A 22,405-nucleotide genomic window follows, 5' to 3' on the forward strand; every position below is an offset into this window, starting at 1 on the left:
AGTTATGTTCCTCCTAAAATCATTTGTATTTATTAATAATAATATGTATTTAATAATTGTCTTGAAGTACCAAATTTACTTGGTGGTTTCCCAACGAAATTACATTTAGATAAAACTTCTTGTAATTGTTGGAATAAAAATCTATCATATTTAACTTCTAAGATACTTTTATCTCCTGGTAATCCTTTTTTGAAATTTATGTTTTTATTAAATAGATCATAGTTGAAGTTAGTAAATCTTAGATTATTATCTAATGTAACCCTGGTATTGAAAAATTCATGTGTAAAAGCTCTTCTGTCATATTCAACCATAGAAACTGGTCTATATAATTTACTTTTCATTAAATTAAACGCGTATTCATATAAAGGATTGTCTTTATAGTTCAATAAAACAGAATATTCTCTATTTATTAACCTAATTGCATCTTCTTTAGTGATAGTTATACTTTCCTTTAATTCTCTTTCAAAATGCTTTCGTTTAATTTCAAATTTAGCAAATTTGTCTTCTTCATTATAAATTCTTACTCTTATACGCTTTCTCTTTTCAGTTTTTATTTGCTTTTCTCTAAAATCTTCATTGTCTATACTATCAAAATATATACTTCTTGTTTTATAGCCATTATAATCTCCGTACTTATCTGGAACCAATATTTGACTTAAAGAATTTAATAAATAAACTCTATCTGTACTTGAAACTAAAAATTTCACTTCTTTTCTGGATACTGATAACATCTTCCCCCTCCTTTCTCATTAATTAATACAAAAGTATTTTTTATTTTGTGTACCTTTTTAATAAAAAAAGGCATATATCAAAATAATTTTTTTATTTTACTATTTTGATACTGCCTATTTTAATTTTTTTTATTTTTACCTAATCATCATCTGAATCATTTAAATTGTCACTTGAGTCTTTATCATCACTAATTTCTTGTTTATTATGATCTTCATCATTTTCATCTTCATCATTATCATTTTCATATTTATAATTTTCATACTTATTATCATCTTCATAAGTATCATCATCATTTAAATCACTATTTACACTTTTACTATTCTTATCCTGTTCTTTTTCCTTATTATCATTATCATCTTTATCATCTGTTTTATCTGTTTTATCATCTTCTACTTCATCATCTTGCTCTATTTCATTGTCAGAATCTATTTTATTATCATGATTTTTTTCATCATTTACATCATCATAATCTTCTTCATTATCTTTTAAATTTATATTTTCTTCGTTAAATATATCAATAAGTTCATCTATAGTAATATTTTTCATCTGTTCCTCTGAAAATCTATTATTTAATCTTTTATTAATAGAATATTTCCCCAAACTAATACCAACTTTCTTAGCCTCCTCATGATCTCCTTTGTCTCCTTGAATATAAACAATTTTAAAATCATTGAAATTTTCATTTATTACTGCTTTAACATTATCCTCAAATTCAATATTTTTATTTTCTTCTAAAAATGAAAATCCAACTATAAGCGAGTTTTTATCTTCAAACTTCTTATTCTCTTTTAAACTTGTTTTAATTAATTTAAGTGCATCATCTAAAGATTTATTTTTTATTTTATCAATATCTAAACTCTTCGCATCATCATTTAATGCCACTGCATTAATTACAGTATTATCTTTATTAACCTCAATTGAAAAACTTGGATTAATATCAAATGTTAACAAGGCATATGGTGTATTTTTATTATTGACATTTATAATTCCAGAGATAATACTAATAAATATTAACGCTGCAGTAACTATTGGAACAGTCCAGATTTTTATAATTTTATTTACTTTTTTATCCACTATAATATCATCATCTGTAAATAGAATTGCTTGTCCAATATTTGCATTTTCTTTTCTCCTTATTTTTAGCAATCCTCCACTTTCATCCATAACTATTATATACTTATCATGTATATCAATAATTACTCCTTTATAATACAAAGTTATTCCCCCTTATTTTTTTATCCAGAGTATTATATTCCTATATTTTTTAAAGAAAATTACTATAACTGATATTATAAATAATTTATTTCTCTTTAAAATTCTTTCTGTAACTACATATTTTAAGGAAATTTTTTTTACAGGTAATCTTCTCTTTTCATACATAAATGTAGTTACTTCTGAATCATGGCTAACTTGCTCTGAAAGATTTATGGAAAATGTTCTTGTATCTCTATGCTTAGGAGAATTATTTATTAAATCATCAAGTTTAATTTTAAATAACAATATTTCTTTTTTAAATTTATGTATTTCTTTAATAAGTTCATCTTTATTTTCGATGGGATTATGTACTATATTAGTGATATCTATTCCTAAATCCTTTAAATACTCCACAGAAATCATTTCCCTATATTTCTTTTCCTTATTTAAATAATTCTTTATTCTACTCTCTATTACTAATTTCGCAAATGAATGAAAGTTACCCTTTTGAGAATTATATTTTTCTACAGCTTCAACAAAGGCTAATATTCCCAAACTAAATTCTTCATCATTTTCAATAGATACATATCTTCCAGTCAAGTTAGAGATTGTATTTAGTATAAATCTAATATTATCTTCAACCAGTTCATTTATATCTTTATCATTTAAAGTAATATTTGTCATAATAATTCCTTTCTATATCTATATAAAACCTAATTAAATAATATAAATAAAATAATAATTTACTCTTATAAATCTCACATAGATATGTTTTTTTCTAATAAGAAATTATAATAAAAATTTACTTATTTTCCAATAAATTAATTGAATATTCAAAAAATAGTTACAATTTTATTTGTATTAAAAAAGGAAAATACGTATTTATATATACTTTAATTAAGTGATACTAACTTTAAATACATATTTCCCAAACCTATTATTTGTTTTTATTATTTACCTCTTTCAAAGCTTGTTTTAATTTTTCAGGTATAGGTACTCCTAAGGCTGAACAATTTTCTAATATACTTATACCTTCATTCATTATATAAAAATAAGCTATCATTGTTCTAAACATCCAAGTTCCATTATCTAATAACCTATCTAGCATAACAGCAACTAAAAGAACTATTAATATAAGACCTTTCTTAGTTATTCCTTTCAATCCTATATTTGAACATAATTCTTTATTTTTACACCCTTTAATTACTCCAGTTAAATAATCTAAAAAAATAAATACTAATAAAGTTATTAGGGGAATATCCCATGCACCGAATATCCAAGTGAATAAAGTTCCTAAGGATACAATCCCAAACTTTATATAATTTATTATATTCTCCATAAGAACTATACCTCTTAAACTTAATTTAACTTTTGTTACCTATATCAATATATTATATTTATAATCCTCTTTAATTGTCCTTATTTTTTAAATATACTTTTATTAATAATATTTAATTCATAATCACATTTTAAAATTTTTAAGAGAGAAGAACTATAACTAAATCTTCTTAACAAAATCAGCCTTAACAAAACCATTTTTACCATACTTAGTTGTTATTCTATACCATCCAATATAATCTGAGTCTACCCAATCAATTCTAAATATTTCTTCAGCATCTATAATTGCAACTACTTTTGAATCTGTAGTTCCTCTTTCCCTTACATTTAAGAAACTACTTACATTGTAGGTAGTAGCCATTTGAAATTTTTCTACATAATTAGAATTTACATAGCCAGTAATATTTTTGTATTCAATAAAGTACCATCCTAAATAATTAGAATATACCCACTTTATCATAAATTTCTCTCCAGCTGGTATCTCCCCTACAATATTAGAATCTAAATCCCCTTTTTGTCTTATATTAAGATGAGTTGATATATTCTTAGTGGTGGCATTATACAATTTAAAATTATTTTTTCCATCTAATATTTCTTCTTTAAATTCATTCATATCACAATTCCCTGATACACCAGCTACACTTCCTTTATTTGAATATTGAAATCCAATCCAGCTATTCCAAATAGCATTATCCTTTGGTGCTTCTACTCCATATTCAGCTATCCAAAGTGGATAAACTCCTAATCTTTTATCTAAATTATTATTTGCAAAGCTTGTATAAGTGTAAACGACAACTTCTTTATTTGTGATTTTTATTACTTCTTCTAAAAATTCTATACAAATAGTGGTTAATTCATTTACTCCCTTACCATCTGTTGTTTCAATATCTAAAGCTAACTTACACTCATAATCAGTAGCTCCTATATCATTTAAATAATCAATAAAATAGTTAGCTTGTATTTTTGCATTCTTATTAGGCTTAAAAAAATGATAAAAACCAACCTTTAAGCCCTCTGCTTTTGCTTTTTCATAATTTTGTTTTGCATATGAATCTTTAAAATAGTCACCCTCTGTTGCCTTAATATAAACTACTTCAATCCCCTCATTTTTTACACTTTTAAAATTTATATTACCTTGCCAATTTGACACATCAATTCCCTTTAAATTATTATCATTTCTTCCTTCCATAATTTACTCCTTCTTTTGTATATTTTTTTATATTACATTCTATGATTTTCTTTACTAAAGCTACATAACTTTAATTATTCTTTTTAAGTTTTTATTTATTAAACCCTATCTTCATAATGTAAAAAGTAAGTTACTTAAAATTTGTAAACTTACATTTTATTTTTAAAAATTATTTGACAGAAGCTTATAAAAGATATACAATTAATTCATACAATTTAATTGTACACAATTTAATTTAACAAAACAGATTTAGGAGGATTTTATTATGAAACAAAATGGAAATGAAATGTTATTAAAATTACAACAAGGAGAATTAGATGCAGTTCTTGTTTATAGAAAATTAGCTGAACTTGCTAGCTCTGAAGAAGAAAAAAATGTTTTATTAAGCATAGCAGCAGATGAAGGAAGACATGCCTCAATAATAAGAGAATATTCAAAAGAAATTTTAAAACCTTGTAATAAATCATCTGAAGAAATAGAAGCTGCTTATAAAAACTTAGGTAAAGAAAAAGTTTTTGAAATGCTTATAAATGCTGAAATTAATGGTGGCCCAGTATATGAAAAGCTTGGAGAAGAATTCCCTAGACTTAAAGAAATAGCTAAGGATGAAATAAAACATGGTAATTTATTAAAAGGATTAATAGGAAAAAGCAATCTAAACTAATTTAGATTGCTTTTTCTATAGTGTTAAATATATATCCAGGAATCCATATTCCCCTAAAATATATCATAGTATTTAAAGTTTATTTAATTTGCTTCTTTACTAGCAAACTGACTATTATAAAGACTTTCGTAATAACCACCTTGCTTCATTAACTCTTCATGAGTTCCCTGTTCAATTATATTACCATCATTCATTACTAATATTAAATCTGCACTTCTTATAGTTGAAAGCCTGTGAGCTATAACAAAGCTAGTTCTATCCTTCATTATATTTCTCATGGCCTTTTGAAGTAATAATTCTAATCTAGTATCAACTGAACTTGTGGCCTCATCTAGTATTAATATAGCTGGATCTTTTAAAATTGCTCTAGCTATAGTTAAAAGTTGCTTTTCTCCCTGAGATACATTTGAAGCCTCTTCATTTAATAACATATTGTATCCGCCAGGTAATGTTTTTATAAAATGATGAACATTTGCAACCTTTGCTGCCTCTATTATTTCTTCTTTAGTGGCATCAAATCTACCATACCTAATATTATCATAAATAGTTCCATTAAATAACCAAGTGTCTTGAAGAACCATACCAAACATAGATCTTAAATCTTCACGTTTCATATCTCTAATATCAACACCATCTATTTTAATTGAACCCCCTTGAACATCATAAAATCTCATTAAAAGATTAATAAGAGTAGTTTTACCTGCTCCAGTTTTTCCAACAATGGCAACCATCTGACCACTTTTAACATCTACGCTTAAATCTTTTATAAGTGGCTTATCTTCCTTATATCCAAATTTAACATGTTCAAAAGTTACATCTCCCTTTGGATTCTCAATTTTTATAGCATTATTAGGATCTTTAACCTCTTCTTTTTCCTCTAAGAATTCAAAAACCCTATTAGTAGCAGCCACTGCTGATTGTATTGCTGATGATAATTGAGTTACTTGAGATAAAGGCTGATTTATTTGCCAAATATAACGTATAAAAGCTTGAAGATTACCAACGGTAATTCCACCACCTATAGCTATTATAGAACCTACTACCCCTACCACAGCTATTCCTAAATAAGTAACAAGACTTATTAAAGGTGACATTATACCAGATATAAATTGAGCTTTAAAACCTGTTTCTCTTAACTCTTCATTTACCTTTACAAATTCATTTAAAGCATCATCTTCTTTTCCATATAACTTTAATTCATTAAAGCCTGTGTACATTTCTTGTACTTTTCCATTAAGATTTCCTAAAGCCTTTTGTTGACTATTAAATAATTTCTGAGATTTAGAAACTATTATCTTTGTAATTAAAATACTTAAAGGTATTATTAAGGTTGCAATCAACGCTAGCTTAATATTTATGGAATACATCATTATTAAAGCTAATCCTACAGATAAAAATGCATTTATTACCTGTACAAAACTTTGCTGCAATGCATTAGAGATGGTATCTACATCATTAGTGATTCTACTTAATACATCTCCATAACTATTACCATCAAAATATCTTATTGGAAGTCTATTTATTTTTTTCTCAACTTCATTTCTAATATTTTTCATGGTATTTTGAATTGCATTAGTTAATAAGAAACTTGCTATAAGAGTTGATCCTGTACCACCTGCATAAACTAAGAATAATAAGATTAATACCTTAAAAATATAATTAAAGTTAACTGAAGCTCCAGAAACTCCTCTTATAATCCCCTCAAAATCCTTAGTTAATTGAGTTATTATTAATCCTTCTGTTCTTGGTGCTATGGCAGTGAAAACAGCTGCTGAAATTATAAATAAAATAGCACCTAAAAAAGCCCACTTATACTTACCAACAAAAGGAGAAATCTTTTTTACTACTGATTTAAATTTATTCATTTGCTAACTCCTCCTCTGTAAGTTGTGATGTTGCTATTTCATGATAAATAGAACAATTTTTTATTAATTCCTTGTGAGTTCCTATTCCAACTACTTCCCCTTCATTTAGAACTATAATCTTATCTGCATCCATTATAGAACCTATTCTTTGAGCCACTATTAATACAATGGCATCCTTTGTTTCAGATCTAAGTTCTTTTCTTAAGATTGCATCTGTTTTGAAGTCTAAAGCTGAGAAACTATCATCAAAAATGTATATATCAGGCTTTCTAACTATTGCTCTAGCTATGGAAAGTCTTTGCTTTTGTCCACCAGATACGTTAGAACCACCCTCTGTTATTATCTCATCAAATTTGTTAGGCTTATTTGAAATAAATTCATAGGCCTGTGCAATTTTAGCTGAATCCTCAACCTCTTTATACTCTGCATCTTTCTTACCAAACTTTATATTATTTGCTATGCTACCAGTAAATAAAAGAGTCTTTTGAGGAATGAAACCTATTTTTTTACGTAGATATTTTAAATCATAATCTCTTACATCTACTCCATCTATTTTTATACTTCCCTTAGTAACATCATAAAACCTTGGAATTAAGTTTATAAGTGTACTCTTACCACTACCTGTACTTCCTATAAAGGCAATAACTTCTCCCTTTTTACCACTAAAGGATACATCTTTAATAACAGGCTCTTCTCCATTTGGATAAGTAAAAGATACATTTTCAAACTCTATTGTTCCCTTGTTTTCTGTATCCTTTATTCCATTTTTAGGACTTTTTATTATTGGTTCTGTATTTAAAACTTCCATAATTCTATTAGCAGAAACCTGTGCTTTTGGATACATTACAAAAACCATAGAAAATAGCATTATTGAAAACATTGCATGGAATAGATATTCAATAAAGGCAACTAATTGACCAACTTGAAGTGTTCCTACATTTATCATCTTACTAGATATCCAAAAGATAACTATAATAGCGATGTTAAGTAAGAAAAAGAAAAGCGGTTGAGATATTGCCATAAGTTTATTTAACTTTTTAGCTACCTCTGCATAGGACTCATTTGTTTCATCAAATCTCTTCTCCTCATACTTTTCATTTCCAAAAGCTCTTATTACCCTTATACCAGTTAAGTTTTCTCTAGATATCCTATTTAACTTATCTAACCTTTTTTGTAACTTTTCTGATAAAGGTTCAGAAGTTTTAGCTATTAATATAACCCCTAAAATTATTATAGGGATTACCACTGCTAAAACTAAAGATAAGGAAAGGCTTGTTCTAAGTATCATTACTAAACTTATAGTAAACATAACTGGTGTGATTAAAGCCATCCTTAAAAGTGTGTTTGTAAATTGTAAAATAACAAATGGATCATTTGTAGTCCTTGTTATCATAGAAGAAACTCCAAACTCATCATATTCTGTATGGGAAAACTCTTGAGCTTTTTTAAATATATCATTTCTAATGTCTTTAGTTATACCTGTTGAAATTTTAGATGAACAATATCCAAGTAATATTGTTCCCATAACACCAACTATAGAAATAACTACTATTAATAATCCCATTTTTTTGATATAACCAATATCGCTATTTATTATTCCAGTATCTATTACTTTTGCCATGATGGTTGGAATTCCAAGTTCTACTAAAGCAAATCCAAATACGGATATAACATTTAAGATAAAAATTAATTTGTAGTTCTTTAAATATTTTAGTATTAGTTTCATTGCTATATACCCCTCCCTTTCTTAAAAATTTTATAATGTAATTATTAATTATACCAAAACTAAATCTTTCTCATAAGTATATTTTTAGTTATTTATATGTTAATTTTGTTCATATTCTTTAATTAATATATTTAATCTTCAATTTATAGGTTCCATCAAATATTATTATACTAAAAATACATTTTTAATATTTTATATTATTATATTTCAAATTTTATATATATTGATTTGTATTATATCTTAGAAATATTTGAAATACCCAAATAAAAAATAGACCATAATAACTGCCCCAAACTTTTAAGAGTTTGCTATTTATCATGGTCTATTAAATATACTTACTATATTTTTATTTTAATCTAAGATTATTCTGCTTATAATCTTCAGCACTTTTTACTTAGATAATTCCATATTCTTTTAATAATTTTTCTATGTCAGTTCCTGATATTTGCTTCATTAACTTTCTCTTTAATAAAAATGGTATATGAACTTTTGGTTTTTCACCATCTAATAAGCATACTCCAGCATTTAATAAATAACGTATATCATATCTTGATGCATATACTTCTGGTACTCCCTTTTCAACTCCAGTTAATACATATACTGCTTCCATAGCTGTACGTCCTGAGTATTCAATAGTAAATACTGTATCTCTTCCTGGATCATCTAAAGTTTCTGCAAATTGTCCAAGGAAGGCAAAGTTAACTGCATTTTTAGGAACAACATAAGGTCTATCTCCAAATTCACGGGGCATAAATTGTGCAGTTATAAATGGCATCATTACTGGAATTGCTGTACAAGACTCAGCCAGTTCTTCAATTTCATCAACTGGAACTCCTATATGGAATAACCATTCCTTTATAATTTCCTTACCAGTACAATCTCTCATAGGTTTCTTAATATAATCACCATTAACATCTGAGAATAGTCCATATACCCAAACTACTACATCTTTTTCTGGTTGACCATAATATTGTTCTTGACGATTTATAGTCCAACTCATTAACCATGAAGAATCCACAGCTGTAACTATTCCTCCTGTTACAGTCTTTCCTCCATATGGTGAACGTTTTGTTATTTTTTCAATATATTTTGGTACACGTTCATCATGGCAAGTTACTGTACAAGATTCCCAATTTGATTTTTCAGTGTCAGTACAGAATTTATCTGGATGTCCAAATTCATCTGATTGTTTAGCAATATTTCTCCATAATTCCCAGCATCCTTGTGGTTCTTTATTAAATGGAGCAGGAGTATTATCATCTCCATATCCTGATCCTTCTGTAATAGAACCATTAGTTATGAATACTAAATCATTTTCTGTTAAATTTACAGAAATATCTTTTCCGTCTTTATTCTTAGCAACTATTTTTTTAGCCACCTTTTTATCATCACTTATATCAAATTCTACATTTTCAACATGTACTCCATATTCAAACTTAACCCCATTTTCTTTTAAGAATTTAACCATTGGTTTTACAAAAGATGTGTATTGATCATGTCTTGAGAATTGTAAGGCTGAAAGTGTTGGTAATCCACCAACATGATGTATAAATCTATTCATATATAATTTCATTTCTAAAGCACTATGCCAGTTTTCAAAGGCAAACATAGTTCTCCATAATGTCCAAAAGTCTGTATTTAAAAGTTCTTCAGAAAATATTTCATCAATTGCTTTATCTTGAAGTTCTTCATCTGGTATAAGAACAAACTCTGCTAGTTCCTTAGCTAAATCTTGTCCTAAATTAAATTTAGCATTGTCATATCTTTCTCCATTTTTATGAGTTATACGACAATTGCTATAGTTAGGATCATCATAATTTGTGTAGAAGAAATGATCTAATACTGTCATATTTGGATCTTCAGTGGATGGAAGTGAACTAAATAAATCCCATAAAACTTCAAAGTGATGTCCCATTTCACGTCCACCACGAGCCACATATCCTAGATTTTGAAGTACTTCTCCATCTAAAGAGCCTCCTGGAAGATCTAATTGTTCAAAAAATGTTATTTTGCTACCATCCATATGTGCATCTCTTATTAAAAAACATCCTGCTGCCAATGCACCTATTCCAGTACCAATTAAATATGCACTTTTATTTTCAATTCCTTTAGGTTTTCTAGCATGCACTAATGCATGATAACTTCCATTTGTTAAAGTAAGTCTCTCATCATGTGTTTTAAGTTTCATAAAATCCCCTTCTTTCTTAAAACTAGCTATAGGTTTTAAAACAAATCTTAGCCCTTTAAATCAATCCTTTATTAATAAGTTATAATCTTATGAATATAAGATTTTATTTACTAAGTGTAAGTTTTAAAAATAACTCTAAGTTCCTTTAAATCTATAATATAACCTTTTACCATATATTTCATTAGATAAATAAGGGGAGTGTTCAAAATTCAAACACTTAAACATAATTGCCTAAAAATTAGGCATATCTCACTCTATGCCTAATTTTATAAATATTTTATAACCTAGTTTAAATACTTTTAGCTATTTCTAGGTTTTCTCTTCGATTATTTACGATTTCATCTGTTTTAACTATTAAGGGATTTAATACTTAATTTATTAATTTTCTATGATTGCCTTTGCTAAATTTTGTTGAGCTTTTCGCTACGTTGAAGGGATAGTTTTATATTTCCATCAAATAATTCACCTATTCTTCTTATAATTGTATCTGGATCTTCTTTCATTCCAGAGGAAATCCATTGAATTACCATTTCTGTAAGTGCACATTGATAGAAGGTTGCTATTAGTTTCATGTCATATTCAGAAGCATTTATTCCATGACTTAACTTCTTAACATACCTCTCCATCATGTTTCCTGAAACATTGTAAATATAATTGACCAATTCTTCCCTCTGCATTGAATTATATACATGATAAATTACTTTCTTATTTCCTAAGGCAAACCTTGTTGCTAATACAAAGCTTTCCTCCCAGGACATAGTATCATTATATTCATCTATAACATTTTGAAGCTCAGTTTGAAAAAGTTCAGATAAAAGCTCATACATATCTGAATAATAATAGTAGAAAGTATTTCGATTAATTCCACAAGCTGATGCTATATCTTTTACAGTAATCTTATTTAGCGGTCTTTCATTTAACAACTCTATAAATACGCTACGAATCATTTTTTTAGTATATTGCTGAGCCAAAAGAATCTCCCCCTTATAACTTCTATCTTTAAATTATATCACTTATTTTATTCATTTTTATAATTATCTTTTGGTTTAAATAAAATGGGAATCTACCTAAAGTTAAATACTTAAGATAAACTCCCAAATTTTTAAACCTATTATAAAAATCTAACTAAAACATAACCTTTTTTAGATTTGATTTTAACATATTATAAATGGTCCTACTTCCGTATAAGCTATTTCAAGTTTACGCTCATATATATCTTCCATTATTCTTATAAATTTTTTCTCATAGTCTTTCTCTCTGCAATCTATTGAATCTACTATTTTACTATCACTTAAAACTACTATTCTATCTCCATATCTCAAAGCCAGATTAATATCATGTAATGTAACTAAAGTAACTAAGTTTTTCCTTATTATTAGCCTCTTAATAAAATTAAAAAAATCATGTTGCTTTACATAATCTAAAAATGTATTTGGTTCATCTAAAAGTAAAATACTACATTTTTGAATTAATATTCGTCCTAAATATACTAATCTTCGTTCTCCCCCACTAAGTTCTCCTATAAACTTATTTTTTAAATGAGATATATTCAACTCATTTAAAATCTCATCTACAAACCTATAATGATCTTTATTAGGCATTTCAAACACGCCTAAATATGGAGTTATCCCCATTAAAATTATATCTTCTACACTATAATTCTGATTTGTATGAATATGTTGTGGAATATATGATATTAATTTTCCTCTTTCCTTATCTGATAAACTTATTAAATCAGTCTCTCCATATTTTATCTCCCCATAATCTATCTTATTTAAACTAGCTATTGATTTAAGTAATGTAGTTTTTCCAGCTCCATTTAATCCTAAAAGAACAGTAAATTCTCCTGGATTAATCTCAATATCTACTCCATTAAGTATTATTTTTTCTCCATATGAGACATTTAAGTTCCTTATTCGTAATGATTTATTCATCTAATAACAGCTCCTTTTTTATTGAGAAGATATACAAGGAAAGGTGCACCAAATAAAGAAGTTAATATACTTATTGGAATTTCTGTTGTAGTAATACTTCTAGCTACTGTATCTGCGATTAACAAAATAATGGCACCTACAGCCATTGTTAATGGAATAATCTTTGATATATCGTCCCTGGCAAATGATTTAACTATATGTGGTGCAAGTATTCCTATCCAACTTATAAGACCAGCAACTGATACCACAGAAGATACTAAAAGAGTTGCTGAAAATATTGCTATTGTCCTTATGCATTTAACATTTACACCTAAAAGTTTAGCCTGATCATCTCCCATAGTTAAAACTTTCAATTTCCATCTAAGTAAAAATAAAATAATTGTTGATATAAAAACTAAAATTAAAACATTTATAACGCTTTTCCAATCACTATTATAAAATCCTCCCATAAGCCAAAAATCTATAGCAGGCAACTCTTTATATGGGTCTGCAAAGTACTTTATTATCATAATAAATGATGAAGTCAATGCCCCAGTTACTATTCCTGATATAATAAGTGCTAATACCCTATTACTTCTCATTTTTTTAGATAAAATCAATGAAAATATAACTGAACATATACCAAATATAAAAGATAATCCTTGTATCATAAATGGTGATGCTGATAAAAATACTATTCCTATAGCTGCACCTAATGAACACCCAGAGCTTACCCCTAGCACATCTGGAGATATTAATGGATTTTGAAATATACTCTGAAAAACCATACCTGATAATGCCAATGCTGCCCCACTAACTATTACTAATAATACTCTTGGCAATCTTATGTTTACCAATAAATTAACTTCCTGCCAATTAGCCCTATTTCCAAATAATATACTGAATATTTCACTTATTTTAAGTGCATATCTTCCTATACATAATGAAACTAAAGCTAATATTACTAAAATAAATATATATGATAAGATAGAATATTTTTTAATCATAGTCCAATTTCCTTATCAGTAACTTCTAAATCATAAAATCTTTTATAAAATCCTTTAGCATCTTTTTTAAATTCATCAGTACTATACTTTTCAGGGTGAAGATTATTTACTATCCAAAGCATACCTAATATGGATGAAGGTGTTGGATAATCCCATGGTTCTAAAGTTGATGGGAATAAATATACTCTTTTATTTTCAATAGCATTTATACCTTTCAATTTACTATCAGCTAAAACATCTTCAACAGTATAATTTGCATAACCTACTACATAAATAACATCTGGATTATAATCTATTAACTGTTCTGCTGATATATTTGTCCAATACCCCTCATCAATATTTCCAGTAACATTTTTTCCACCAGCTGTGTCAATCATGTAATTTTGATACATTTTAGATGTACAAGTCTTAAGTATGTTATCACTTCCTGATAAATATACTATTGGTCTATTTTCTATATCTTTTGTCATATCTTTAACCTTATTTATTGTGTCATCATAATATTTTAAAAGTTCCTTTGCCCTCTCTTCAGAACCTGAAACTTTTCCTAAAAGTTCTACACATTTATTAAATCCTTCTAGTGTTTCTGGCTCTATTGCTATAACTGGTATATTTAATTTTTCAAACTGCGGAATAAAACTCTTAAGCCTAGTAGGAATAATTACTACATCTGGATTTAGCTTCATACACTCTTCAACATTTATTTCTTTTCCTGTTCCAACTGTTGGTAAATCTAAAAACTCTTTTGCTACCTTCTTATACATCTCTCTATTTTTTGCCTTTGCCTCTATTCCAACCACCTTATCTTTAACATTTAGACTAATCAATATTGAGGTTGATATATAATAACTTGATATTATTCTATTTGCATCTCTTTTAACTTCAACCTTTCTCCCAAGTTGATCTTCAACGGTAATTGTTTTGTTATCTGACTCCTTAACTTTAGCCTCACTATAGCATCCAATGAAAAATGTCACGCTCATTACAAATATAAGTATTAAACTAGCTAACTTTTTAATCCCTTTCATAACTTAATCCTTCCCCTTTAATCTATGTAATTTTATATAATTTTCTATATCATCTTGTATTATTTTTCTATCATCATAACTTATATCTTCTATATTTATAATTAATGTATCATTCCTAAATTTTATTGAATTTAAAAACTCACTATTTTTATCCTTTAAAACACCTAAACAAAATTTTTCACTATTTAAACACTTTTTTATTTCTAATTTAAATTTTTCTGAATCATCTTCTAAAAATCCAATTTCATCTAATAATATAAGCTTACAACCTTTTTGTTTTCTACTATTCTTTAATATTAAATATCCAATTGTATCAAATGTCTCTGTAACTCTTATGCATTTATTATTACTAGTTTTTATTGATATTGGACTATATAAATACCCATTATAAACTTCATCTATATAACCATGTAAATAATATCCTTGCATATATCCATTTATATAATAAGGAAGAGTTCTATATCCAGTGTACTCAATCCCCATATGATCTAATATTTTATTCACAAGTGTACTTTTCCCACAATTTCTTTTACCAGTTAAAAGAATATTTTTATATTGCATATAACCCCTTCCTAAGCCCTTAACCTATATTAAGTAGGAAGTTCTATATGACTCCCTACTTATAATAAATTTTATTTAATTTTATAACTTGGCTATTACTTCAATTTCTATTGGTGCATCCATTGGAAGTTTAGCTACTTGTACACAACTTCTTGCTGGTGGGTTTTCATTGAAGTATGTTCCATATACTTCGTTAACTGCAGCAAAATCATTTAAATCTTTTACAAAAACAGTTGTTTTAAACACTTTATCAATTGATGATCCTGCATTTTCTAATATAGCTTTACAGTTTTCTAGGCTTTGCTTAGTTGCAGCCTTTATTTCAGTTTCTAAGACCTTAGTTTCTGGATTTAATGGTAATTGACCTGATGTATATATTAAGTCTCCTACTATTACTCCTTGTGAATATGGTCCTATAGCAGCTGGTGCATGTTCTGTGTTAATTATTTTTTTCATATTAATTCCTTCTTTCTATTTTTTTGATTTTTTATAAAATGTATTTTTAAGTGGAAGTTCAGTTCTGAACTCACCATCCAATTTGTAATATGCTCCTTGTGCGGCTGGAGCTGTTGGAATACAAGTTATTTCCCCAACACCCTTTGCCCCAAAAGATAATTCTTGAGTGTTTTTTTCTATTATTATAGGCTGTATTTCTGGAACTTGAGTTGCTCTTAGAAGTCCAAGTGTACCAAACTTAACCTTTGGTATTGAATTCTCTATAGGATAATCTTCTGTTAGACCATATCCAAGCCCCATAACTACTCCACCTTCAATTTGTCCTTCTACATTTTTAGGATTTATTGCTTTTCCAACATCATGGGCTGCAACCACCTTGGTAACTTTTCCTTGATCATCTAAAATAACTACTTGTGTTGCAAATCCATAAGCAACATGACTTACTGGGTTCTTCTTTGGACTACCCATTTTATCAGTAACTCCTAAATATTCACCATAGAATTCTTCCCCTTCTAATTCTTCAAGTGACTTTTCTTTTAAAGCCTCTTTAAGTTTCATAGCCGCAATTTTTGTAGCTTCCCCTGTAAATACGGTTTGTCTTGAAGCTGTTGTGGTTCCTGAATTTGGGGTAATTCTTGTGTCAGGTGATTCATATACAATTTCTGAAGCTGGTATTCCTAAAACTTGTCCAACAATTTGAACCACTATTGTTCCAAGTCCTTGACCTATACATGCTGCTGATGTTCTTATATGAACTTTGCCATTAATAACCTTAACTTTACATCTGCCTGTGTCTGGTAACCCAACTCCAACACCAGCATTTTTAAAGGCACAAGCTATTCCGGCTCTATCTTTATTAGCATAATAAACATCTCTTACTGCCTCTAAAGTTTCAATTAAAGCAGTTCCTTCATCTGCTATTTGACCATTTGGAAGTACTTCTCCTGGTTTTATTGCATTTATTCTTCTTATTTCAAAAGGATCTATTCCTACCATCTCAGCAAGCTTATTTAAATTACATTCTGTGGCAAAGGCTGATTGAGTAACACCAAAGCCCCTAAAAGCTCCCCCAGGTGTATTATTCGTATAAAGTGCTTTACCATCAATGTCCATATTTTGATAATTATATGGGCCGGCAGCATGTGTACAAGCTCTTTGAAGAACTGGCCCACCAAGAGATGCATAGGCACCTGTATCTGCAAGTATTACTGCTTTCATAGCAGTTAATTTTCCATTTTCGTCACAAGCTGTTGTAAATTCCATATCCATTGCATGCCTTTTAGTATCAACTATAATACTTTCTTGTCTTGGAAGAACCATCTTAACAGGTCTTTTAATAAGATAAGCAAGTAATGCTGCATGGTGTTGACAACTCATATCTTCTTTTCCTCCAAAGCCTCCACCAACATACTTAGAAATTATTCTAACTTTGCTATCATCAAGTCCTAAAAGTGATTCTATCTCACGAAGGTCATCATATACACTTTGTGTTCCTGTATAAACTATTATTCCATCACCATCTGGAACAGCAACAGCACACTCTGGCTCTAAAAATGCATGTTCTGTAAAAGGAACCTTGTAATTGTATGTAACAACATATTTAGAATTTTTTATTGCTTCATCAGCATTACCTCTAACTAAGTGTTCATGAGTTAATATATTTCCCTTCTCATGTATTTTAGGAGCATCTTCTGCTAGAGCTTCCTGTGGAGAAGTTACTGGCTTCAATTCTTCATACTCAATTTTTATATGTTTTAAAGCTTCCCTTGCAATTTCTTCAGTTTCTGCTCCAACTAAAACTAATGCATCTCCAAGATATCTTGTTTCCTCACCAATTTTTATTAAAGCAGGAGTATCTTTTCGAATATGACCTAAATATCTTTCTCCTGGAATATCTTCAGCAGTAACTATTTTAACTACACCTTCTAATTTTTCTGCTTCACTAAAATCTATACTTTTTACTAATGCCCTAGGATATTTACTTCTAAGTGCAACTCCATGTAACATTCCATTTATTCTTATATCATCAGTATATTCAGCTATTCCTAATGTCTTATCCCTAGCATCAACTCTCCCCATTCTTTCTCCAACAAGCCCTTTACAAACAACTTTTGGAACTTCCTTATTTTCTCTAAAAATTTCAGCTGCCAGCATAATAGCTTTCTCTATTTTTACGTAGCCTGTACATCTACATATATTTCCGATTAAGGCTTTTTTAACTTCTTCTCCTGTAGGATTAAGGGTTCTATTAAAAAGTGCTTTTGCACTAATTACCATACCAGGTATGCAAAATCCACACTGAACTGCTCCTGCTTCAGTAAATGCATATGCAAAGACATCTCTTTCTCTTTCTGTGAAACCTTCTATAGTTAATATTTCTTTTCCATTAACCTTTTCAGTTGTTAATATGCATGCTTTTACTGCTCTACCATCAACAATAACCATACATGTTCCACACGCTCCCTCTGAGCAACCATTTTTAACTGATGTTATATTACAATCTTCTCTTAAATATTTAAGAAGTTTTTTATTTTCTTCTACTAATCTTTTTTCACCGTTAAGAATAAATTCAAACATATATTATCTCCCCTCATAACTCCATTTCTTTCTTGAGATATATTGGCCAGTTGGCTCTTTTCCTATGAATTTTCCATCCTTAACCAATTCCTTACCTCTTAAAAACACCCTTTTTATTTTTCCATTACTTTTAAATCCTTCATAAGGAGTGTAATCAACTTCTTGTATGCTATCCTTATGGCTTATAACTCCATCATAATCAGCTTCTATTATTAATAAATCAGCATCACTGCCTTCTTTAATTTCACCTTTTTTAGGATATAATCCAAATATTTTAGCTGGATTAGTTGATGTTAATTGAACCATTTCATTTAAAGATATTTTCTTATCTTCTACTCCATAACTAAAAATCAATTCCATTCTATGTTCAACACTAGGTATCCCATTAGGTATTTTAGAAAAATCAACCCTTGCATTTTTTCTTTTATCTTCATAATTAAATGAACAATGATCTGTTGCAATTGTATCTATTTCTCCTAGTTTTATACCTCTCCATAATGCCTTATTATCTTCTTTACTTCTAAGAGGTGGAGACATAACGTATTTAGCTCCTTCTAACTCCTCATCTTTTTCTAATTCATAATAAGATTTATCTAACAAAAGATAGTGAGGACATGTTTCCACAAATATCTTAACCCCTTTTTGTCTAGCCTTTCTTACAGCATCTAGTGACATTTTAGAACTTAGATGTACTATATATATTGGGTAATTAATTTTGGTAGCTATTTTTATCAAAGTATTTACTGCTTCATATTCAACCTCTGAGGATCTTGAGATTTCATGATACTTCACATCGTACTTGTTTTCTTCTAATAAATCATTTATATTTTTTATAATTTCATCACCATTTTCACAATGGAATGAAATAAGAACTCCAAGTTCTTTTGCCTTTCTTAATGCTTGTTCTATCTCTTCTTCATTTACCTGAAGAGTATCTTTATATGCCATATACATTTTAAAAGAAGTTATTCCTTGCTTTACCATATCCTCCATTTCAGATTCAACATCTTTATTCCATTCACATAAAGTCATATGGAATCCATAATCTGAATAACAGATATCCTTTGTTTTTTCTTTGTAAACCTCTAAGACACTACTTAGTTTTTCTCCCCTATGACAATTTACAAAATCAATAATAGTTGTAGTTCCTCCAGCTATTGCTGCCTTTGTACCACTATTAAAATCATCAGATGTTTTTATATTAGGTAGTTCTAAATCAAAATGAGTATGGGCATCAATCCCACCTGGAAGTATATAGCTTCCTTTTAAATCTATTATTTCATCTCCATCCTTTTCCAAAGATAATCCTATAGATTCAATTTTTTCTCCATCAATTCTTAAATCATTTCTTATTATTTCTTTACTTGTTACTATATAAGCTCCCTTTAGCACTGTTCCCATAACTCATTCTCCCTTTAACTATTTATATTGAATTGATAATGCGTGTTTTGGACATCTTGTTACACATAATCCGCATCCAAAACATTTATCTTCATCTATTACAAGTTTTTCTCCAACTTCAATTGCATCATAAACACAACTTACTTTACATTGTCCACATTTTATACAAGTATCTTGATCAACTATTGGTGCTATTGCTTCTGTTCTAAATTTTCTATCTTCCATCTTTTTGTGAGCTAAACCTATTATTTCATTAACATCTTTATATCCGTGACTATCTAAGAACTCATCTAATTCCTTAGCAATTTTTCCATATATTCCAGGTCCCTTTAGAATTGCTTCAGTACATACTTGAACTGCTGTAGCCCCAGCCATTAACATTTCAGCTGCATCTCTTCCACAAGTTACTCCACCAACTCCTATTATTGGAATATTAACAGCTTGTGCTGCATCGTATATGTTTCTTATAGCTACAGGTCTTATTGGAGCTCCTGATAACCATCCATATCCTGTTTTACTTCCCATTATTGGATAGCCTGATTCAACATCTATTGCCATACATGGTCCTAAAGAGTTAATCATTACAAGACCATCTGCTCCAGCTTCTTCTAGAGCCTTTGCTATCTTTTGAATATCTGTATGTGGACTCATTTTCATAAATACAGGACAATCTAATGCAGCTTTTGCAGCTTTCATAGCTTCTACTATTGGAGTTACATCAGTACCAACATAATGAGTTGATAATTCAACTGCATCAGCATAAGGCTTTACAAGTGGTGCAACTTCTCTGATTTGGTCTGCTGAGTATCCCATACTTACTATCATAGGTACTCCAGCTGATTTAGCTTTTTTATATTCTTCTTTTATCCATTGTTCCTTTGGTAATTCTGACCAAAGTTCTGTATTTAAAAATCCTGAATTTGTTCTTCCCATGCATGGTCTTGGTACTGGAGCTGGATCTACTGAAATAGTTTTTGTAACTAAACCACCAGCTCCTCCTTTTACTGCTTCTATGCAAAGATCTCCATCTTTTGCTCCTGGACCTGCTGCCGTAAATATTGGATTATTAAATTTCATCCCTAAAATGTTAACGTTTAATTTTGACATAACAAACACTCTCCTCTAAACTTCAATCATATTTATCTAAATTTTATTTATTTCCTTGTATAGCTAATTTTTCTTTATCTACTTCTTCTTCAATTTCTTCTATATCAGCCTCTAAAGTTTCAGGCATTGGTTCCTTACTTCCTAAAACATTAAAGAATATATTTAGTATTACAGCTGATAAACTTCCTGTTGTAATTCCACTATCGAATATTGTTTCTACCAATGATGGGAAGTTATGATAAAATCCTGGATTTGCAAGTGGAATCATTGCAAGCCCAACACTAACAGCTACTATTACACAGTTCTTATTGCCATCAAATTGAACCTTTCCTAAAGTTCTTATTCCACCAACTAAAACCATTCCAAACATAGCAAAGCCGACTCCCCCAAGCACTTGCTTTGGTATAGCTCCTATGATTGCTGCAAATTTAGGTACAAAACTTAATGCTAGAAGTATTATCCCTGCATACACAGCAACAAATCTTGACTTAATACCTGTTAATCCTACAAGCCCTGTATTTTGAGCAAATGGAGTAATTGGAAATGTATTAAAAAATCCTGCAAACAATGTTGATATACCATCTGCTTTCAATCCTTTTTTTATGTTTTCCTCAGTAACTTCCTTATCAGTCATCTCATGAATAGCAATCATATTTCCAACTGATTCAGTCATTAAAACTAACATTATTAATATCATTGAAAGCACTGCTGATGGCTCAAAAGTCGGCACACCAAATTTTAATGGTAAATTTATACTAAACCAATCTGCACTGCTTACAGCACTAAAATCTGCCATTCCAAAGAACATTGCAAGTATAGTTCCAATGACTATCGCAAATAAAATAGCTGCGCTATTCCATATACCCTTTAAATACTTAAATAGTAATAATGTAATTACTAAAACAGTCATTGAAAGTGCTAAATCTTTTGGCTCTACTGCTTGAACCTTACTATTTGTAATCCACTTTATACCTACTGGCATTATGGATATACCAATTACTAAAACAACAGTACCTGTAACAACTTTTGGAAAGAATTTTATTAGCTTACCAAAAATAGGAGCAATTATTAAACAAAATAACCCTGCTGAGATTACAGCTCCAAAGACATTGGTCATTGCTAACTCTTTACCACCTGATGTAGCTGCTATTATTGCTAGAATTCCTGAAACTGCCGCAAAGCTTGTCCCTTCTATTATTGGTATTTTAGCTCCAGCAAATTTTTTAATTCCTACAGTCTGAACTAAAGTACCTATTCCAGCCATAAAAAGTCCTGCACTTATAAGAAATACTATCTCTGTGTGATTAAGCCCAGCTGCTTCTCCTACCATAAGTGGTACAGCTACAGCCCCTGCACACATTGCCATAACATGTTGAAGTGAAAATATCCATGCCTTTGAAAAAGGTATTTTTTCATCAACTGGTGCTATATTTTCTTTTCCATTCTCCTCTCTCATAAC

19 protein-coding genes are annotated in these 22,405 nt (G+C 29.1%); 1 reads left to right on the top strand and 18 read right to left on the bottom strand.

The window, feature by feature from the left end; genetic code table 11:
• Window positions 1-32: 32 nt before the first annotated feature.
• The 5 genes from QP548_RS11300 to QP548_RS11320 all read right to left on the bottom strand — a co-directional run bounded on the left by QP548_RS11300 (window position 33) and on the right by QP548_RS11320 (window position 4,453).
• Window positions 33-731: a polyphosphate polymerase domain-containing protein gene (locus QP548_RS11300; RefSeq protein ID WP_061426308.1), complete on the bottom strand. Its 699-nt coding sequence runs from the start codon at window positions 729-731 to the stop codon at window positions 33-35.
• A gap of 139 nt (window positions 732-870) precedes the next feature.
• Complete coding sequence (locus QP548_RS11305) at window positions 871-1,947, bottom strand: anti-sigma factor domain-containing protein (RefSeq protein ID WP_061426307.1); 1,077 nt, start codon at window positions 1,945-1,947, stop codon at window positions 871-873.
• 12 nt (window positions 1,948-1,959) lie between these two features.
• Window positions 1,960-2,610: a sigma factor gene (locus QP548_RS11310; RefSeq protein ID WP_061426306.1), complete on the bottom strand. Its 651-nt coding sequence runs from the start codon at window positions 2,608-2,610 to the stop codon at window positions 1,960-1,962.
• Between the two features lie 253 nt (window positions 2,611-2,863).
• On the bottom strand, window positions 2,864-3,265 hold the full coding sequence (locus QP548_RS11315) for a phage holin family protein (RefSeq protein ID WP_061426305.1): 402 nt from the start codon (window positions 3,263-3,265) through the stop codon (window positions 2,864-2,866).
• A gap of 159 nt (window positions 3,266-3,424) precedes the next feature.
• Complete coding sequence (locus QP548_RS11320) at window positions 3,425-4,453, bottom strand: GH25 family lysozyme (protein WP_075808037.1); 1,029 nt, start codon at window positions 4,451-4,453, stop codon at window positions 3,425-3,427.
• Window positions 4,454-4,718: 265 nt separating this feature from the next.
• Between QP548_RS11320 and QP548_RS11325 the strand changes: the two genes are divergently transcribed.
• Window positions 4,719-5,117, top strand: a complete 399-nt coding sequence (locus QP548_RS11325) for a ferritin family protein (protein WP_061426303.1) — start codon at window positions 4,719-4,721, stop codon at window positions 5,115-5,117.
• A gap of 83 nt (window positions 5,118-5,200) precedes the next feature.
• Here the strand turns inward: QP548_RS11325 and QP548_RS11330 are convergent, their stop codons facing one another.
• The 13 genes from QP548_RS11330 to QP548_RS11390 all read right to left on the bottom strand — a co-directional run bounded on the left by QP548_RS11330 (window position 5,201) and on the right by QP548_RS11390 (window position 22,402).
• Window positions 5,201-6,982, bottom strand: a complete 1,782-nt coding sequence (locus tag QP548_RS11330; RefSeq protein WP_061426302.1) for an ABC transporter ATP-binding protein — start codon at window positions 6,980-6,982, stop codon at window positions 5,201-5,203.
• Window positions 6,975-8,708: an ABC transporter ATP-binding protein gene (locus QP548_RS11335; protein WP_061426301.1), complete on the bottom strand. Its 1,734-nt coding sequence runs from the start codon at window positions 8,706-8,708 to the stop codon at window positions 6,975-6,977. Before QP548_RS11335 ends, QP548_RS11330 begins: the two co-directional genes overlap by 8 nt.
• Window positions 8,709-9,102: 394 nt before the next feature.
• Window positions 9,103-10,896 carry an oleate hydratase gene (locus QP548_RS11340; protein WP_061426300.1) on the bottom strand — a complete coding sequence of 598 codons (1,794 nt, stop codon included), beginning with the start codon at window positions 10,894-10,896 and terminating at the stop codon, window positions 9,103-9,105.
• A gap of 401 nt (window positions 10,897-11,297) precedes the next feature.
• Window positions 11,298-11,867, bottom strand: a complete 570-nt coding sequence (locus QP548_RS11345) for a TetR/AcrR family transcriptional regulator (RefSeq protein WP_061426299.1) — start codon at window positions 11,865-11,867, stop codon at window positions 11,298-11,300.
• Window positions 11,868-12,050: 183 nt separating this feature from the next.
• A complete protein-coding gene (locus QP548_RS11350; protein WP_061426298.1) occupies window positions 12,051-12,830 on the bottom strand; it encodes an ABC transporter ATP-binding protein in 780 nt (259 codons plus the stop codon).
• On the bottom strand, window positions 12,827-13,816 hold the full coding sequence (locus tag QP548_RS11355; RefSeq protein ID WP_061426297.1) for a FecCD family ABC transporter permease: 990 nt from the start codon (window positions 13,814-13,816) through the stop codon (window positions 12,827-12,829). The genes QP548_RS11350 and QP548_RS11355 overlap by 4 nt, the downstream gene beginning before the upstream one ends.
• The gene (locus tag QP548_RS11360) at window positions 13,813-14,844 is read right to left on the bottom strand and encodes an ABC transporter substrate-binding protein (protein ID WP_061426296.1); all 1,032 of its coding nucleotides are present in this window, start codon (window positions 14,842-14,844) and stop codon (window positions 13,813-13,815) included. The genes QP548_RS11355 and QP548_RS11360 overlap by 4 nt, the downstream gene beginning before the upstream one ends.
• A gap of 3 nt (window positions 14,845-14,847) precedes the next feature.
• Complete coding sequence (locus QP548_RS11365) at window positions 14,848-15,405, bottom strand: nucleoside-triphosphatase (protein ID WP_061426295.1); 558 nt, start codon at window positions 15,403-15,405, stop codon at window positions 14,848-14,850.
• 81 nt (window positions 15,406-15,486) lie between these two features.
• On the bottom strand, window positions 15,487-15,861 hold the full coding sequence (locus QP548_RS11370; protein WP_061426294.1) for a RidA family protein: 375 nt from the start codon (window positions 15,859-15,861) through the stop codon (window positions 15,487-15,489).
• A 15-nt stretch (window positions 15,862-15,876) separates the two neighbouring features.
• The gene (xdh, locus tag QP548_RS11375) at window positions 15,877-18,438 is read right to left on the bottom strand and encodes a selenium-dependent xanthine dehydrogenase (protein ID WP_061426293.1); all 2,562 of its coding nucleotides are present in this window, start codon (window positions 18,436-18,438) and stop codon (window positions 15,877-15,879) included.
• Between the two features lie 3 nt (window positions 18,439-18,441).
• The gene (gene hydA, locus QP548_RS11380) at window positions 18,442-19,839 is read right to left on the bottom strand and encodes a dihydropyrimidinase (protein WP_061426292.1); all 1,398 of its coding nucleotides are present in this window, start codon (window positions 19,837-19,839) and stop codon (window positions 18,442-18,444) included.
• An 18-nt stretch (window positions 19,840-19,857) separates the two neighbouring features.
• The gene (locus QP548_RS11385) at window positions 19,858-20,946 is read right to left on the bottom strand and encodes a 4Fe-4S binding protein (protein WP_061426291.1); all 1,089 of its coding nucleotides are present in this window, start codon (window positions 20,944-20,946) and stop codon (window positions 19,858-19,860) included.
• Between the two features lie 43 nt (window positions 20,947-20,989).
• A complete protein-coding gene (locus tag QP548_RS11390; RefSeq protein ID WP_075808040.1) occupies window positions 20,990-22,402 on the bottom strand; it encodes a nucleobase:cation symporter-2 family protein in 1,413 nt (470 codons plus the stop codon).
• Window positions 22,403-22,405: the final 3 nt, after the last annotated feature.

Origin of the sequence: Clostridium sp. UMB9555A, from assembly GCF_030222355.1 — a bacterium.
Lineage (GTDB): Bacteria > Bacillota > Clostridia > Clostridiales > Clostridiaceae > Sarcina > Sarcina perfringens.

What these genes read in the sequence shown, in the direction of transcription:
- QP548_RS11300 (WP_061426308.1), bottom strand. Translation starts at nt 731, where the DNA reads ATGTTATCAGTATCCAGAAAAGAAGTGAAATTTTTAGTTTCAAGTACA.
- QP548_RS11310 (WP_061426306.1), bottom strand. Translation starts at nt 2,610, where the DNA reads ATGACAAATATTACTTTAAATGATAAAGATATAAATGAACTGGTTGAA.
- QP548_RS11315 (WP_061426305.1), bottom strand. Translation starts at nt 3,265, where the DNA reads ATGGAGAATATAATAAATTATATAAAGTTTGGGATTGTATCCTTAGGA.
- QP548_RS11320 (WP_075808037.1), bottom strand. Translation starts at nt 4,453, where the DNA reads ATGGAAGGAAGAAATGATAATAATTTAAAGGGAATTGATGTGTCAAAT.
- QP548_RS11325 (WP_061426303.1), top strand. Translation starts at nt 4,719, where the DNA reads ATGAAACAAAATGGAAATGAAATGTTATTAAAATTACAACAAGGAGAA.
- QP548_RS11330 (WP_061426302.1), bottom strand. Translation starts at nt 6,982, where the DNA reads ATGAATAAATTTAAATCAGTAGTAAAAAAGATTTCTCCTTTTGTTGGT.
- QP548_RS11335 (WP_061426301.1), bottom strand. Translation starts at nt 8,708, where the DNA reads ATGAAACTAATACTAAAATATTTAAAGAACTACAAATTAATTTTTATC.
- QP548_RS11340 (WP_061426300.1), bottom strand. Translation starts at nt 10,896, where the DNA reads ATGAAACTTAAAACACATGATGAGAGACTTACTTTAACAAATGGAAGT.
- QP548_RS11350 (WP_061426298.1), bottom strand. Translation starts at nt 12,830, where the DNA reads ATGAATAAATCATTACGAATAAGGAACTTAAATGTCTCATATGGAGAA.
- QP548_RS11355 (WP_061426297.1), bottom strand. Translation starts at nt 13,816, where the DNA reads ATGATTAAAAAATATTCTATCTTATCATATATATTTATTTTAGTAATA.
- QP548_RS11360 (WP_061426296.1), bottom strand. Translation starts at nt 14,844, where the DNA reads ATGAAAGGGATTAAAAAGTTAGCTAGTTTAATACTTATATTTGTAATG.
- QP548_RS11365 (WP_061426295.1), bottom strand. Translation starts at nt 15,405, where the DNA reads ATGCAATATAAAAATATTCTTTTAACTGGTAAAAGAAATTGTGGGAAA.
- QP548_RS11370 (WP_061426294.1), bottom strand. Translation starts at nt 15,861, where the DNA reads ATGAAAAAAATAATTAACACAGAACATGCACCAGCTGCTATAGGACCA.
- xdh (WP_061426293.1), bottom strand. Translation starts at nt 18,438, where the DNA reads ATGTTTGAATTTATTCTTAACGGTGAAAAAAGATTAGTAGAAGAAAAT.
- hydA (WP_061426292.1), bottom strand. Translation starts at nt 19,839, where the DNA reads ATGGGAACAGTGCTAAAGGGAGCTTATATAGTAACAAGTAAAGAAATA.
- QP548_RS11385 (WP_061426291.1), bottom strand. Translation starts at nt 20,946, where the DNA reads ATGTCAAAATTAAACGTTAACATTTTAGGGATGAAATTTAATAATCCA.
- QP548_RS11390 (WP_075808040.1), bottom strand. Translation starts at nt 22,402, where the DNA reads ATGAGAGAGGAGAATGGAAAAGAAAATATAGCACCAGTTGATGAAAAA.